This is a genomic window from Longirhabdus pacifica (assembly GCF_004115085.1).
GTDB lineage: Bacteria > Bacillota > Bacilli > Paenibacillales > DSM-105158 > Longirhabdus > Longirhabdus pacifica.
Genome location: NZ_QXJP01000013.1, coordinates 85,737 through 102,305 on the forward strand (window position 1 = coordinate 85,737; position 16,569 = coordinate 102,305).

Below are 16,569 nucleotides of genomic sequence, written 5' to 3' on the forward strand. Positions count from 1 at the left end.
TTCATCCTTTCTCTTGCTGGAACAATTGATTCATTACAAGTAGTACAATAGTCGTTAACCCTACAGAAACAACCGCCATGGCCATGCCTAAAGAAACACTGCCTTGTTCAAATTGAGTAAAAATATACGTAGCGGACACTTCCATCGATGGTGGCAAAACCATCAAAGATGCCACCAGTTCACGTACGGATATCGTAAACGTCATCGTCCAACCCGCTAAAACGCCAGGTATAATGAGCGGCAATACCACACGACGAAACGTATACCAAGGCGTTCCACCAAACACATTAGCCGCGTTCGTTAACGATACATTAATTTGCCCCAAACTCGCTTTCACATATTGCACGGTATAGGGGACGTAGAAGACGACATACGTTAAAGCGACCATAGCGTACGTATTGTATATAGGGATGGGCATCCAAGATGCATTCCACAATAAGATGAGTCCAACCACAATAACAATGCCAGGAACGGTATTAGGAAGTAAGCTGAATGCATCGGTTACTCTTTCTGTCCACTTTTTACCCTTTCCAATTTGTAATGCTAAAAAGGTACCTAGAATAGCAGCAATGGAAGCAGCAATGAATGCGAGACCAAGACTGTTCGTCAATGCTTGTAATCCCGGTGAACCAAAAGAGAGCAGTTCCGCATAGTGAGCAAACGTAAAGTTACCCCAAGCCAGTCCTTCACCTCTGAGTTTTTGCAAGGAAGATACCACGATAGAGAAGTAAGGTACTCCGATGGAAGTTCCGAGCAAAAACACAACGTAACCCCAAGATAATACCCTTTTCCATCCTTTGAATTGCACCGTTTTCTGACGAGATCCTTTTCCTGTAATCGTCTGATATTGAAACTTGCGACTCATGACATTTTGCACATACCAAAACAGTAAACACGCTGATAATAAAATCGAAGCGAGTGCTGTTGCTCTAGCAAAGTCAATAGGCCAACTCGAAGTATATTTGTGAATCTCACTTGTTAACACATGATATCCTATCAATCTACCAAACGTTGCAGGTGTGCCGAATTCAGCAATCGTTTTGACCATGACAAGTAATGCGCCCATACCGTAGCTACTTAATAGTAGTGGAATGATAATCTTTCTAAAGCGATACATAAACGTTCCACCGTATACTTGACCCGCTTCCTCCAAATTATTGCCGATTTTAGCTAAAGCATTGCGTAAGATTAAGTACAAGAACGGGAATAAATGCAAACTCATAATGGTGACCATACCGAATAAACTGAAAAAAAATGGCGTGATCTTCTCGGTAAATGGAACCATTTGTTCCAAAAAACCTCGCTTTTGCATAAACAAAATCCAACCCATGGAACCGATATACGGTGGAGTCATAAAGGGAATGATAAGCACGACATCCAACCATTTATGACGTCCAAGTGATGTTTTTGTCATTAAAAATACCATCGGTAAAGCTAGTACCGTCGCACCTAACACCACCATGAAGCCTAATTGAATAGAGTTGAAGAACACTTCACTTAATTCTCCGTCAAACATCGTACGAAATGGTGCTGTAATATCAAACGTATCATCAGGATAAAAACTATGAAGAAGCACTATACATAATGGACTAACAATCAGCACCGCAAGTAGAACAAGCGCAAGCGTAAATCCCCATTTTCTTGTCTTCATGATTTCACCAACTTATTAGTTAAAAATATCTACGATGTTCTGACTGATAGATTGACTATTTTCTTTCATCCAGTTCCAATCGTACGCTAACACTTTAATATCTCCTACATTTGCACGAAGATCTGTTGTGATATCTGCTCTACCAGGAAGCAAGTAAGCTTCAGCAACTAGTGCTTGTGCTTCATCAGATAACAAATAATCAATAAACAATTTTGCATTTTCCACATTGTTTGCATCTTTTAAAATCATAGCAGGTCGAGGATTAATAACCGTACCGCTAGCAGGATATACGATATCAATAGGCTCACCTTGCGCTTTTGCACTGTATGCCATATAATCTACTCCGGCCATAACCACACTTTTTGCACCCGTAATGACTGGATTTAATGCTTCTTTATTCGCACCAGCCATCGCCACTTCGTTACCAGCTAAGTCTTCAAACAAATTCCATCCTTCTTCACCAACTTGGTTCATATAACCACTTACAAAATCGAGTGCAGATCCAGATAGCGTTGGATCAGGGAAATTAACGACACCTTTCCACTGTTCTCCAGTAAGGTCACTCCAGTCCGTTGGTGGCTCATCCACTAAATTAGTGTTATATGTCATACCTAATGCAGAAGCGCTGTACCCAAAATAGTGATATGCTTCATCTACCCATCCATCATTCAATTTATCTGCATTTTTTGCTTCACTATAGCTTTGTGTCATTCCATCTTCTTTCAAGCCCATCGCAGCTGGCCATGAAGCAAGCACGACGACGTCAGCAACTGGGTTATTTTTCTCTGCTTCCAAGCGACCCAGCACTTTACCTGTTGTCGCCTGATATTGTTCTACTTTAATTCCTGAACTTGCCTCAAAACCTTCTAAAATGGATTGTGCTAATCCTTTTGGGCCTGCACTGTAAATCACTAGCTTGTCGCTTTTTTCTTCCGTTGCAACTACTTCCTCTTCGTTAGCATTATTTTGCCCATTAGTTTGTAAATCCGTTTCAGATGAGTCTGTGTTACCACTTCCACATGCCGCTAGCATAACAATAAATAATAAACCTACTACACTTTTCAATACGTTAGCTCTTTTTTTCATAGTAATACTTCCTCCTTATCATGATTGAAAAATTGAATATGTTGTGGAGAGACAAATACATTGACGTTCTCCCCTATTTGCATACGACGATTATAGTATGTAGTCCACGTCATACCATCCGCTATGTGCAACGTGATTTCATACCTTTCCCCTTGATAACTCACGTTACTAACGACAGCTTTCCATGATCGATCCCCTGCATGGTTAGATGTAAAATGAACATGTTCCGGTCGTACCATTTGCATGTCATGCACAATCCAATTGGATTTACCAACAAAATTAGCTACAAAAGCATCTTCAGGCTTACTGTAAATACTTTCTGGGCTACCATGTTGCAGCAACTTCCCTTGTTGCATCACCATGATGTTATCTGACATCGACATGGCTTCTTCTTGATCATGCGTCACGTATACAGCTGTGAGACCAAAATTCCGAACTAGCTCCAATATTTCTCTGCGCATTTCTTCCCGCAACATCGCATCTAGTGCACTGAGTGGCTCATCAAACAAAATTAACTTTGGTTTAATGGCAATCGCTCTAGCAAATGCAACACGTTGCTGTTGACCTCCAGAAAGTTGATGCGGGTGTCTCTTCTCTAATCCTTCTAGCCGAACAGCTTTTATCGCTTCTTCCACTCTTGCTGCCAAGTTTTTTGTATCTTTGGTTGCTCGCAGTCCGAAAGCTACATTTTCAAATACGGTCAAATGGGGCCACAATGCGAATTCTTGGAACACCATACCCAGTTTCCGTTGATGTACCGGTCTGTTTATTTTGCGTTTTGTGGAAAACATGCAATGTTCAGCAAAGTAAATATCACCGTAGTCAGGGGTTTCTAGGCCAGCGATCAATCGAAGTAGTGTCGTTTTTCCGCAACCTGATGGTCCAAGAAGTGATGTAAACTGCCCTGAAGGAAAATGCATGTTCATGGATTCAAGCACTACCTGCGTTCCATATGACTTACTCACGTCTTGCATTAGTACATCCATTGCTTTCCCTACCCTTCTTTAAGTTAATTCCATCATAAGGAGTGAAAGTCATATGGAGATTAAGCATATGTAAATGATGTGTTAAATATTGTATTAGTATATTGTTATCATCATAGATTTTCTCTATAATGAGAGGCGGAAGAAATGAGTAGAGTAAGATATTTTTCTGTATTTTAGTAAAATTTTATTATTTTTTAGTAAAAAGTGATTGTGATAGATTTAGAAGTTTTGTTGTGGGAGGGATACAATCCATGAATTTAATAAAGCTACAGATAGTTGTTTTCATCCACCGATATCAAAAAATTACGACAGTGGCAGAAGCATTAGGGGTAAAACAACCAACCGTTACTTTTCATATGCAAAGTTTAGAGAAGGAATACGGAGTGAAGTTATTTGACCAACGTGCTGGCAAAGTCATGCTTACCGATGCAGGACAGTCTTTACTACATTATGCTACTCGAATCACCGCTTTAGCGAAACAATCAGAACGAATGATGGATGAACATCGCTCTCCCGAACTAGGAAAGCTGCACATTGGAGCAAGTTACGTTCCCGGTACGTATATATTGCCCCAACTTATTTCACAATTTGCTGTGCTATATCCGAAAGTCACCATTACTTTGACCATTAAACCTGCTTCTATCATTAAAGAAATGCTGCACGAACACAGCATTGACATTGGATTTATATCCGCACAACCTGCTGAACAACCGGACTTACAAACAACATTAGTATGCAACGATCCACTCGTTGTCGCTTTTGCTGTCGACCATCCATTCCATCGCTTCAATCAGCTTCCAGATCCCCATGTCATTGCTGCGGAACCATTCATTGTTCATGACAACAGCTCCACAACTCGGCAGATGACAATGCAGTGGAGTAGCTTAAACGATGTTACGTTGCAGCATCAGATTGAATTCGACTCATTAGAAGCCATTAAACGTGCTGTCCATATGAATTTGGGGATTACGTTTATCTCACGCATTGCGGTAGATGAAGAACAATCACTAGGTTTGCTTGATTACCTCCCTTTTCCATCACACCATATGGCGCGGAACATTTATGCTTGTTATCATGAAGATCGCTTGTTGACGAAACGAATGGAATCATTCTTGCAATTACTAGATGATGATAATAGATTGCGGAATACATAATGTTACAGCGTCATTCATGCGCATCTGCTAGTAGAAAAGTTTGAATATGTGAAGCAATTTCTTCTGGGTGAGTTAAGGTAAACATGTGGTCTGCGTTACATGTTATATTTTTCCGTATTTGTATATACGTCAGGAAAAGCCACTAAAGACATTGTCGATAACAACCTTTACCTTTTCGACATGTCCCTTAGTGGCTCCAAATCTACCTTTTATGCATTAATGCTAATTTTCGTTCACTCTTTTAAGAGTTTGGTTCATAATAACATAACCATCTTACCTCATACCAGTCTATGCATGATGTCCTAGTATAAAAAATCCATCTATTTGTAATATAATCATACGCCCCCATAGTAGATGGAGTATTTTCTGGGTTAGGATATTCACTTTTATAATAAATAGCGTTAATGAAAGAGGCTGCGGTAGCTGAGTTATAAGGGATAAGCATACCTATCATAAATGCAAAGATCAATGTTGATAGTAATAATTTTTTCATTATATCACTCCTAATAATTTGAATTTTATAACTTATTTAATATATTATCATAATTAGTAGATAAAAAAACCTATATTAACAAATTTTATTTAAATTATTGTAAAAATATTCTGTTTATTTTTTGCTCTCTTCGTGTACGTGATATAAAAGACTCCTAAAAAAATAATACATCACGAATTTAACATGTTTAATGACAATCAAACATGTCTTACCTCTATGACTTAACAAACACAAACATGTTAGCATGTTACAGATTTTTGTAAGTGAAATTTTAAAATAAATCTAATTGATTTATAGTCTCCTTTATGTTTGATGGATTTTTATGCATGAATAAAGGTGTTGATTTGCTTTTGATGATGCTGTTCGTGTTGTATTATTCCTTGCATATACGAAGATAACGTCAATTCATTTTTACCAATATAAAAGGATGAGGAGTAATGTGCTTCTGGAATTAATTCTAACTTATGTTTGATCCTTGTATTGATTTGTATGTAACGATTCATTAATTCACTTTGTGAGAACTGATTCCGCGCCGAATCTGCTGCTTCTGTATTCACATCTTCCGCGTTTTTAGTAAACACTTTCAATGTATGACCTGGTTTGAACAACTCCAGTCTATTTTCTAATAACATGCTTGACCATGCAGTTAAATGTCCAACGATTTCTGCTGTAGACCATTTCCCCTCCTCTACTGGCTCTAACCACTGTTGTTCACTCACATTTCTCAGCGTTTTGCCCCAATGGATAAAATCATCATATTGCTGCAATATATTTTCCCGTTTTAAACTCAACTTCAATTCCCCCTTTTTATTTTTCAACAAAATATGTTCTTTTCGAGGGTCGTAATACTGCTATGAAGAGTATTGTTGCAAATATTGTACCTATTACAGCAAGTACAAGGCATACTATTTGCAAGGAAAACCACTCAGATGCTAGTCCTAGGATTAATGTGAAAAAAATTTGCAGCATGGCTTGAATCATTTCAGCAATGCTTCCAAATCTGCCCATTATATTTGTAGGAACATTGTTTTGAAAAAACGTAGCATATCCTGTATTGGCAAAAGCTATAAAGAATCCAAGGAATACAAAAGAAAATACTGCTGAAATGAAATTAAAGGATGCGTAAAACATAATATATCCGATGGATGCAAGTACCATCCCACCGCCAAGATAATACTTTACATTCACCAACCTTGTTACCATTGCTGAAACAGCAGCACCTATCACTGCGCCAATGCCCGCAATACTTACCATCAAACCATAATCTTGATCAGATAAGGTAAGGCTTTGTTTAATAAATGTTACTTCTTGTGAATCTAATGCAAATGCAATGAGCATGGATAGTTGAAACAAAATATAAACCGTGATAAAAAATGTTGCTTTTTTTGCGAAACGTAGAACCACGCTCCAATCTTCCAGTATCGTTTTCATATGTATAGATACTTTCATCCTATGTTCATCCTTTTCTATATTTGGCAGAAAATAAATGATGCATGCACATATAAAAAAAGTGATAGCATTAATAAAAATACATAGATTAGTTCCAAAAAGCATGATTAACATTCCACCGATGGCTGGGCCTAAAAGAAATGCACCAGAGCCTGTCATACTCATGATGGAATTGAATCTCTTTCTTTTTTCAGTTGGTACTAATTTCGTAATATAAACGGATGAACTTGGACCAAAAAATGTTCCTATCATATGGATAAGCAAAAGTAGAGCATATATTGTCCATAAAGAGGTAATAAAAGGAAGAAGCATAATTAAACTGCCTCTCATAAGGTCAATTATCATCATTAATTTTCTCTTATTCACTCGATCTACCACACTGCCTGCCCATGTGTTGGTCAAAAGCACTGCAATCGGTCTAATCACATACAAACCAGCAACCGCAGCCGCAGAACCAGTTATATTCAAGATCAAAATATTTAAAGCAATGAAATAAATCCAGTTACCTAGATGTGATATGCCAATTCCAAGTATTAAAAGAAAGGGGTTTTTCCATTCTTTCATCTATTCAACCTTCTTCTACTTTTTTATATCTTTTCTTCTTTTCTCTTTTAATTATGATGATAACTAGCTTTATAATTCATCTTGCTTATACGGCACTCGACTGGCAGGAACTACTTCACTAGCAGGTTGAACATGAACATCCTGATCATCGAAGAAAATATGTGCATTAAACGCCTTTAACACTTCCTTTTTTTTAACACCTCCAAGAAAAAAAGCTTCATCCACTTTAACTCCCCAGTTTCTAAGCGTATATATTACTCTTTTATGCGCAGGACCGTTTCTCGCGGTCACAATTGCTATTTTTATTAATTGAGGTTCTTTATCTTTGATTACAGAAAGTGTTTTTAATAATTTTGCAAATGGTCCTTCTGGTAAAGCTTGTTTTGCATTCTCATGTTCATGAACTAAAAAAGCATCTAATCCATGGGATTTATAAATTCTTTCTGATTCCTCAGAAAACACAACTGCGTCCGCATCAAATGCAATCCGAATTTGTTTATCATCAGGACTGTAATTCTCTGGCACATCATAAATTAATGCTGCTGCAAATCCACCATCGATAGCCTGTTGGACATCACCTTCATTTTTAGAAAGAAATAAGTCCGTCTTAAATGCACCTAGATACCTGGCTATATTTTCCCCACCAGTAAATGCTGCTCTAACAATATTTAAATCATGTGTAGCAATAGAGTTAAACACTCGCAATCCTGTTTCTGGACTATTTCGCGAGATAATTATCACTTCAACAATCTGTTCATTAAATATATCATTTAAAGATAGTAATGCTTGAATAAGTGGAAATGCCGTTCCCTTATCCAAACACTCATCCTCATGTTCAAGCTGATACTGTGAATATGCATCTAAACCTTCTTTTTCATATATCTTATTTTCTTCTTCTAGATTAAATAATGCACGTGAAGATATTGCAACAACTAACTTATTACTTAGATCATATGACACATCTTTGCCCCCTGTCCTTAATCCTTATACTTATGTTTAATTAAAAGTTAAACTATTATTATCACTTATAAATAAGGTTTTATTCAAAAAAATCAAAAAATAAACGTCGATGATGGATACCAAAACTCCTCAACGACGTTATTTGTTTATTTCATTCACCAACATTATAAGTATATAACATGACATGTCCTTCATCACCTTGGCTTGCATGTACATTTTGTCCTAAAAATCCTGAGAAGCTAGCAATTAATAATGCTGTTAACATAATAGATAAAAGTATTTTTTTCATATTCTACGCCCCTTCCCGTTTGTTTTGTTTATTATGTTAATATACATTTCATTAAGTTGTCCAGTATACTTTGCGTTTATCCCACTCTCATTAAAATGTTGAAATATGTTATTGCTAATATAAATAAATTCTTCAAAAGCATTGATCTCTGTAAAGGCTTTAAGGCTTTGCATATAACTAATCATCCCATCATCAATAAGTCCCTGTCGTATTTGAAAATTACCTTTAATTTCAAAATATTTTCCAACACTTAAATACTGTGAGTTTGATTCTGGTAAATTTAAGAATGTCAAAAATTCTTCATTTAAAAATAATTTTTGCATTTCATTATCATTATTTAGATCATCATAAATTTTCAAAAGCTCTATTACTACATACAGTTGTTGCGGCTTGCTAATTTTATTTAGACACTTTTCTAACATCGGTATTGCAATGGTATATTCTTTTTTTGCTACTTTCACAATGGCAATAGTATAGGTTACAAACTCATTCACAAACGTGTATTCATAGTGTATAAATGTATTCAATTCGTGCTCAACTTCGTCATATTTTCTCATTTCATAATAAGCATTAATCATAGCACCATGCGCCCTTGCTTTTAACTCTGTGTTGCTTATTTTGAGTTCCAGACCTTTAGCACAAAATTCAATGCAATCTTCATATCTTTTAATACCAAACGCTTGTAAAGCCATGCGAAAATAATATACAGCTTTCTCTCTATCACTTAAGAAGTCTATGTAGTACAATATTTCTTTTGCTTCATCAAATGTTTTCGCTTTTGTTTTTAAATTTGCTCTTTTAATTAAATATGCCTGCAATAAGCCTTTGGCAATATATGGTGGAATACCACGCAGGCGAGCATACTCCGCAATCGTTACATACAATATCAATCTAATCTCTACATCTTCTGTCTTTGCAGCGTACTGATACAACGATTCTAGCGCATCCTCTGTCTCATGTTTGTCTGATTCTATGTATTTCAAAGCCAATTTGCGAACAAGTTGTGCATCAAAATCAGTTTCTGAAGTAATCTTAATAAGCAATTCATGAAGAATTGGTGGCCTACTTTCTACATTTACATATCGATCTATGATTTTGTCATGTGGGATGTTTAGTTCATCTGCAAGCGTAAATATCGTTTTGAATTCCGGTCGCTTTGTGTCACCTTTTTCAATTTTACTAATGACACCCTTGTTGATTCCCAGCTTTTCTTGAAGTTGTCCCATGGTTACTTCGTTTCGTTCCCTATATTCTCTTACTAACTCTCCCAATGTTTCAATCTTCATCATAACAACACTCCATTAAAATCAATAGAATCCAATAATTGAGTTCATTATACTAATAACCCCATGTCAAAGTAAGGGTAAAAATGTCGAGCATAAAATAAAATGGTAAAGAAAACTTACTTTAGTAGAAAGTTAGATTTTTGTTAATCATCAGTCATACATGGTATAAATATAGTAAATCAATACGTTTTTTGATCACTCCATTTAGGTGAAAGGAACATCATTCAACTAGAAAGTGAATTTGAAGCTTTTTTCACTGCCCAGCTTTGATGTTCATGATATAAAGATGCTGCCGCGTCAAGTGGTTTCATCCATTCAAGGAAGTGATCTTCTTCAGAAGAGACGTTCAATAAGCGAAAATGGTTGCATAAATAAAAATGACCTTCGCTAATATAGTATTTTTGTTCTGTAGTAGAGTAAAAATACCTCTCTGCACATCCTATGAAGTTGCCGACTTCTACCTCCATTCCCACTTCTTCTATCGTTTCTCGTTTCAAACACGCTTCGTGCGTCTCATTATCTTCTATTCCACCACCAGGTAAAAAGAATTGATTTCGACTTGTTCTAATGATAGCGATTACATTTTGCTCATTCTCTTTTCTAAACAACAAGCCGTACACAGCCGGTCTAAGCACATAGGCTACATCTTTTTCTTTTACTCCGAACGTAATCAAATTGGTTTCTCCTTTTTAATTTATTTAATTTTTATTCACTTATAAGTATACTCTTACATCATCTACCATGCTACACTTCTTCTATACTATTACTATCGTCATATACGTGAATATTTTTACATACATCATAATATACGCATACATGACGTATTCGTTTTGTCTATTCATCATTTATATATTAATCTGAATTTAATAGGCATGGCGACCTCAATAAAATAAAAAGCTAATGACTACCGATGTTAGTAGAGTCATAAAAATAGGCAAAACACCAAGGTCAAATCCCTAGTTTCTTCATACACTAAACGTACATACCACACTGGAAGGGGATTATGACATTGATTTGTAACCGTAACAACCCTGGCTTTTGCTCAGAAGCTTTTGGGCAAAATACATTAGCAAATGGAATCGGATCGCTCAGCGAAGGTTGCAACACGATAGCAAATGGCGTTTGTTCTCATGCGGAAGGGAATACAACCATTGCTGATGGTGCCAACTCTCATACAGAAGGCATATTGACCAAAGCTAGTGGGGATAATGGCCATGCGGAAGGTTGCAGCACAAGTGCAAGTGGCGTTTGTTCCCATACAGAAGGGAATTTGACCGTATCTAATGGGGCAAATGCACACGCAGAAGGCATTCAGACGATAGCTGACGGAGATAACGCGCATGCGGAAGGTTACAGTACAAGCGCAAGTGGCGTCTGTTCTCACGTAGAAGGCATACAGACGATTTCCCTTGGAACGGCATCTCATGCGGAAGGTTGCAACACAATGGCCTCTGGTGTCAACGCTCATGCAGAAGGAGAATTGACGTTTGCAGGGGGAACTGCTTCTCATGCAGAAGGTTCGCTTACTTCTGCGATGGGAATTTATTCTCATGCAGAGGGATTTATGACTACTGCTAGTGGCTTCGATGCACACGCAGAAGGTGGGAATAATATTGCCCTAAACTTTGATGCACATGCAGAAGGGTTCGATTGTGTCGCCATGGGGACACAGTCTCATGCAGAAGGATTTTTGTGTACAGCGATAGGACCTCAATCTCATGCAGAAGGAAGAGGAACCACAGCTTATGGAGCTTCAGGTGCTCATTCGGAAGGATTTCAAACTCTTGCAGGAGGAACATCATCTCATGCAGAAGGCATTCAAACCGTCGCTCAAGGTGTCAGTTCTCACGCAGAAGGTTTACAGACGATTTCCCTTGGAACGGCCTCACATGCGGAAGGTTGCAACACCATGGCACAAAACGAGTTCTCACATGCGGAAGGAAAACAGTCCAATGCATTTGGATGTGCCTCACATGCGGAAGGAAACAATACGCTTGCACTACTAGATTATGCACATGCAGAAGGAGACAATAGTATTGCAAATGGGCTTTCATCACACGCGGAAGGAATCAATACGATGGCAAGAGGGATTGCCTCGCATGCACAAGGGACAAATAACGAGGCAAGAGGAATTGCAGCCCATGCAGAAGGAATTATGACGGAATCTAGTGGCATTGCTTCTCATGCGGAAGGGAATGGTACTACAGCTAGCGCCGATCTTTCCCACGCGGAAGGAAGTAATACTATAGCAAGTGGAATTATTGCTCATGCAGAAGGTCTTTTAACTCAAGCCAGCGGAGATGTTTCCCATGCGGAAGGAATAAGCACTACAGCGAGTGGCATTGCTTCACATAGCGAAGGAGACAACACTATAGCAAGCGGAGATCAGTCACATGCGGAAGGCGTTTTGACTATAGCAAGCGGAATTCAATCTCATGCAGAAGGAGTAAGATGCAATGCTAGCGGAGACGCATCTCATGCGCAAGGCATAGATACTAGTGCTCAAGCCCGCGCATCTCATGCAGAAGGGATTGAAACCAGTGTCGGTTCCACCCTAACCAGTGCTCACATCATGGGTTTCAGCGGAACTGCTAAATTTGAAAATTCATGGCATCTTGCGAATGGTAGTGCTGCAGGTGGCAATGGTCTTGTTGCCTTCATACGGGGGGATAATGCTGCTCCAGGTGTGGCTTGCTTTAGTGGAATTACGCTAGGTAATTGTAACAACTGTGATTTCGCGGAAATGTTTGAAACGATAGATGGTAAGCCAATAGATGTGGGATATTTTATCTCTTTAGAAAATAAAAAAGTGCGTATTGCCACAGAAGAAGACGATTATATTCTAGGTATTTCTAGTGCTACGCCAGGCATTATTGCAGGGTCATCCGAACTTCATTGGCAAGGAAAGTTTGAGATGGACGAATGGGGTCGCTCCATATGTGAGACCAGCGTCATTCCAGCTGAGCTAGATGCAGCCGGTAATGAAGTCTCCCCAGCAAAAGAAACAACAACACGAAAATTAAATTCAAATTATGACTCGCAACAGTCTTATCTTCCGCGTGGAGAAAGAAAGGAATGGGTGCCGGTAGCGTTAGTAGGGCAAGTTCGCGTGAGAGACGATGGAACCTGTACGGCTGGTGGATGGTGCATGCCTAATGCAGCAGGGATTGCCAGTAAATCCAGTTATGGTTACAAAGTGTTAGAAAGGACAGGGGAGAAGCAAGTGCTTGTCATGTTTCATGGGGAACAGCATGCGAAACATAAGGAGATGTTAAAACAAGTCAAACAAAAAGATCAACAAATGCAACAATTACAACACGAAGTAGCGCAAACGAAACATATGAATGTAGAGCTCAAGCAATGTAACGAACAATTACAACTGCAAATAGACGCTTTAAAAGAACAAATGCAACATGTAGTCAATCAAGTTCAACTTTTAAAATAGCTTGATTTTTCTGTGCTCGATTATACTAATCATTTTATTTTCACAAAAAAAACAGTGATCTTTTCTATCTGAGATAAAGAAAAACGATCACTGTTGTTTACTTTTGCTGAGTTATGATAAATTATTTGGATTGTGTTTATGCACATCTTTTTCATCTATTTTATTTACTTGAGTAGAATATGCTCCATAATTTTATTCATTTGCTGCTGCAAACGATAATTATCTTCTTGTAGCTCCTTTATTTGCAGCTCTCTGACCTTCTCTCGTTGTTCATGCTGAATATTTTGAGCTTCGTTACGGTGATCACTGTGCTGATTTGCATGTAAAACGATTAATACTTGGTTATCTCCTGTACGCTTCATGACACGGTATCCGTTTATTGCATGGGTGGCAATACCGTCTTCATTCGGCAGGCAGTACCCGTTCACTTGACACGTACCATCGTCTTTCACTCGCAATTGTCCGACCAATCCAACCGGTATCCACTCTTCTCTTTGCTGTCTTGGAATATATTGTTGACTCGGATCGTAGTCTGGATTCAACATTAAGTGGGATTGCACTTTTTCCTCTTGCAGCATATTGCCATGTTCATCAAAACTTGCAGGGGTAATGTTTTGCTCATACTGCAAACGTCCCCACTCATCTGTGACATATTGCCCTTGCCACTGTAACTGCGATGATCCAGCCAACACTGCTGGCGTTGCACTCACTACACCTAAAATATAGTCATCTTGACTGGTGGCTTTACGCACTTTATCTCCATCTAATGTTACAAATGTACCTACGGGAATGGATTGACCATCTGTAGATTCGAACATTTCAGCAAAGTCACAATTACATGACATCCCTTGTGTCACCGTACCCATGAAACAAGCATCACCAATGCCAACACCACCGCTGGATACGCCACTAATAAAAGCAGCAAGGCCATTGCCAGTAACGCCAAATGCACCCGCCGCTAAATGCCACGAGTTTTCTAGCTTCGCACTACCGCTGTGCCCCATAATATGCGCGCTAGTCAAAGTAGCACCGATCGTCGTGTTGATCCCTTGTGCATGGCAAGACACCGCATCGGCAACGGTACTTAAACCTTCGGCATGACTTTGCGCACCTCCTGCTGTGGTGAGAAACCCTTCGGCATGACTTCGTAATCCCGATGCTGTAGTTGAATTTCCCTCTGCATGAGATTGTTCACCTGCTGCTGTGGTCATTGTTCCTTCCGCATGACTTTGCGCTCCACTTGCTGTAGTGACAAAGCCTTCTACATGACTAGCCATTCCACTTGCAGTAGTATTATTCCCTTCAGCGTGAGACTGGTTCCCAGATGCTACAGTCTGTGAGCCTTCCGCATGACTAGATGCTCCACTTGCAGTATTACCGCTTCCTTCAGCATGTGACTGCTCTCCAGACGCTATAGTCTGTGAGCCTTCCGCATGACTTTGCACCCCACTTGCCGTAGTTTCGTTCCCCTCCGCATGACTACTATCTCCACTTGCGTCAGTTAAAACCCCTTCCGCATGAGCAGTAAAACCAGAGGCCGTTGTACCAAACCCTTCGGCATGTGACGCTGATCCATTTGCTACTGTGGACACTCCTTCTGCATGACTGTGAATTTCAGTTGCCATACTCAGAAAGCCTTCGGCATGACTAGCCATCCCACTTGCCGTCGTCATATTTCCTTCCGCGTGCGCTAAATCTCCACTTGCGTTTGTACCGCTTCCTTCCGCATGACTAGATGCTCCACTTGCGTTTGTACCGCTTCCTTCGGCATGACTAGATGTTCCACTTGCGTTTGTACCATCTCCCTCCGCATGCGAAGCCGTACCTCCAGCTGAACCATCACGTCCTTCACTATGAGCAGCCAACGCACTTGCCACCGTTCTCATTCCTTCGGCATGGGCACAAGAATCTTGCGCTAACGTGTTACATCCTTCTGTATGTGAAGCAAATCCTTCTGCGGAAGTTCCAATCCCTTCAGCATGTGAAACTACGCCTACAGCAGAACTAAGCACACCCTCCGCATGACTAAGATCACCACTAGCTTCAGTCAAGTTCCCCTCCGCATGAGAAGTTAAACCACTTGCCGTGGATTCCATTCCCTCAGCATGAGAAGATAAACCGCTTGCGGTACAATTCGTTCCCTCTGCATGGCTTCCGCTTCCACTTGCCACTGTCAAATTACCTTCGGCATGGGAACCAAGATCACCACTTGCTAATGTATTTACTCCTTCTGCATGACTGCCATCCCCACTCGCTTCATTTAACGCTCCTTCGACATGACTGGCTATACCACTCGCGGTACAACCATCACCTTCCGCATGACTAGCACCTCCACTTGCTATGGTATCTGACCCTTCCGCGTGACTTAGATGACCACTTGCCGCTGTATTTAACCCTTCAGCATGACTCTGCAATCCACTTGCTATGGTCAGAAGTCCTTCAGCGTGAGATACTGAACCAATCGCTGTTGCTATAAAGCCTTCCGCATGTGTGAATGAACTATTTGCTATAGTTAAAGCTCCTTCTGCATGAGCTTGCGTACCACATGCAATAGTAAGATTGCCTTCTGCATGTGAATCTACTCCGCTTGCAAATGTGCTATTCCCTTCACTATGTGCTTGATTTCCATTAGCCACGGTATTGTTTCCTTCGGCATGGGAATTAAATCCCGAAGCTGTCGTTCCATTTCCCTCAGTATGGGAGTTAACGCCAAGCGCTGCATTCATATTGCCTTCAGCATGCGCGTTCGCTCCTAATGCCAATGTATTGTTTCCTTCGGCATGGGATTGCGCACCACATGCGGTCGTTCCAAATCCTTCGGCATGCGAGGATTCGCCAGCTGCAAACGTAAACATCCCTTCCGTATGCGAACTACAACCTCCTGCAAACGTTCCTGTTCCTTCCGCATGCGACTCACCGCCAACACTCCAACTGTCTAACCCTTCCGCATGTGAATGATCGCCGAACGCTTCCGTATTGTTGCCTTCGGCATGTGCGGCCATGCCAAACACTTTTGTATTGATCCCCTCTGCATGCCCAGCTGTGGCATCTGCCAACGTCGTGATGCCTTCACTGTGAGCCGCCATTCCACTGGCGGTACTTCCACTACCTTCGGCATGCGCACATGCTGCTTGCGTCACGGTATTACACCCTTCAGCGTGTGAGTTGATTCCAGACGCCGTTGTCCCATTCCCTTCGGCATGGGC

13 protein-coding genes are annotated in these 16,569 nt (G+C 40.0%); 2 read left to right on the plus strand and 11 right to left on the minus strand.

Features of this window, described 5'->3' with window-relative positions; all coding sequences use genetic code 11:
- Position 1 precedes the first annotated feature (1 nt).
- The 3 genes from D1Z92_RS10785 to D1Z92_RS10795 are packed head-to-tail and all read right to left on the minus strand — an operon-like array spanning position 2 to position 3,723.
- The gene (locus D1Z92_RS10785; protein WP_128895682.1) at positions 2–1,651 is read right to left on the minus strand and encodes an ABC transporter permease; all 1,650 of its coding nucleotides are present in this window, start codon (positions 1,649–1,651) and stop codon (positions 2–4) included.
- A gap of 15 nt (positions 1,652–1,666) precedes the next feature.
- Positions 1,667–2,737: an ABC transporter substrate-binding protein gene (locus D1Z92_RS10790; RefSeq protein WP_128895683.1), complete on the minus strand. Its 1,071-nt coding sequence runs from the start codon at positions 2,735–2,737 to the stop codon at positions 1,667–1,669.
- Positions 2,734–3,723 (minus strand): ABC transporter ATP-binding protein, encoded by a 990-nt coding sequence (locus tag D1Z92_RS10795; RefSeq protein WP_128895684.1) that lies wholly within the window; start codon positions 3,721–3,723, stop codon positions 2,734–2,736. The genes D1Z92_RS10790 and D1Z92_RS10795 overlap by 4 nt, the downstream gene beginning before the upstream one ends.
- A 251-nt stretch (positions 3,724–3,974) precedes the next feature.
- On the opposite strand from D1Z92_RS10795, the gene D1Z92_RS10800 reads away from it, so the two are divergent.
- Complete coding sequence (locus tag D1Z92_RS10800) at positions 3,975–4,877, plus strand: LysR substrate-binding domain-containing protein (RefSeq protein WP_128895685.1); 903 nt, start codon at positions 3,975–3,977, stop codon at positions 4,875–4,877.
- 241 nt (positions 4,878–5,118) lie between these two features.
- Here D1Z92_RS10800 and D1Z92_RS10805 read toward each other — a convergent pair whose 3' ends face one another.
- The 7 genes from D1Z92_RS10805 to D1Z92_RS10830 all read right to left on the minus strand — a co-directional run bounded on the left by D1Z92_RS10805 (position 5,119) and on the right by D1Z92_RS10830 (position 10,592).
- Positions 5,119–5,370, minus strand: coding sequence for a hypothetical protein (locus D1Z92_RS10805; protein WP_128895686.1), 252 nt, complete (start codon positions 5,368–5,370; stop codon positions 5,119–5,121).
- A 320-nt stretch (positions 5,371–5,690) separates the two neighbouring features.
- The gene (locus D1Z92_RS10810) at positions 5,691–6,161 is read right to left on the minus strand and encodes a DinB family protein (protein WP_164931569.1); all 471 of its coding nucleotides are present in this window, start codon (positions 6,159–6,161) and stop codon (positions 5,691–5,693) included.
- A gap of 16 nt (positions 6,162–6,177) precedes the next feature.
- Positions 6,178–7,383, minus strand: a complete 1,206-nt coding sequence (locus D1Z92_RS10815) for an MFS transporter (RefSeq protein WP_128895688.1) — start codon at positions 7,381–7,383, stop codon at positions 6,178–6,180.
- Positions 7,384–7,452: 69 nt separating this feature from the next.
- Positions 7,453–8,343 carry a 5'-nucleotidase gene (locus D1Z92_RS10820; protein ID WP_128895689.1) on the minus strand — a complete coding sequence of 297 codons (891 nt, stop codon included), beginning with the start codon at positions 8,341–8,343 and terminating at the stop codon, positions 7,453–7,455.
- 151 nt (positions 8,344–8,494) lie between these two features.
- Positions 8,495–8,632: a hypothetical protein gene (locus D1Z92_RS17320; RefSeq protein WP_164931570.1), complete on the minus strand. Its 138-nt coding sequence runs from the start codon at positions 8,630–8,632 to the stop codon at positions 8,495–8,497.
- Positions 8,629–9,921 carry a helix-turn-helix domain-containing protein gene (locus tag D1Z92_RS10825; protein ID WP_128895690.1) on the minus strand — a complete coding sequence of 431 codons (1,293 nt, stop codon included), beginning with the start codon at positions 9,919–9,921 and terminating at the stop codon, positions 8,629–8,631. Before D1Z92_RS10825 ends, D1Z92_RS17320 begins: the two co-directional genes overlap by 4 nt.
- Positions 9,922–10,142: 221 nt before the next feature.
- The gene (locus D1Z92_RS10830; protein ID WP_128895691.1) at positions 10,143–10,592 is read right to left on the minus strand and encodes an NUDIX hydrolase; all 450 of its coding nucleotides are present in this window, start codon (positions 10,590–10,592) and stop codon (positions 10,143–10,145) included.
- A gap of 335 nt (positions 10,593–10,927) precedes the next feature.
- Here D1Z92_RS10830 and D1Z92_RS10835 point away from each other — a divergent pair, with 335 nt between their 5' ends.
- Positions 10,928–13,363 carry a peptidase G2 autoproteolytic cleavage domain-containing protein gene (locus D1Z92_RS10835; RefSeq protein WP_164931571.1) on the plus strand — a complete coding sequence of 812 codons (2,436 nt, stop codon included), beginning with the start codon at positions 10,928–10,930 and terminating at the stop codon, positions 13,361–13,363.
- A 164-nt stretch (positions 13,364–13,527) separates the two neighbouring features.
- Here the strand turns inward: D1Z92_RS10835 and D1Z92_RS10840 are convergent.
- Positions 13,528–16,569 (minus strand): peptidase G2 autoproteolytic cleavage domain-containing protein (locus tag D1Z92_RS10840; protein WP_306438816.1); only part of this gene is annotated, 3,042 nt, incomplete at its 5' end.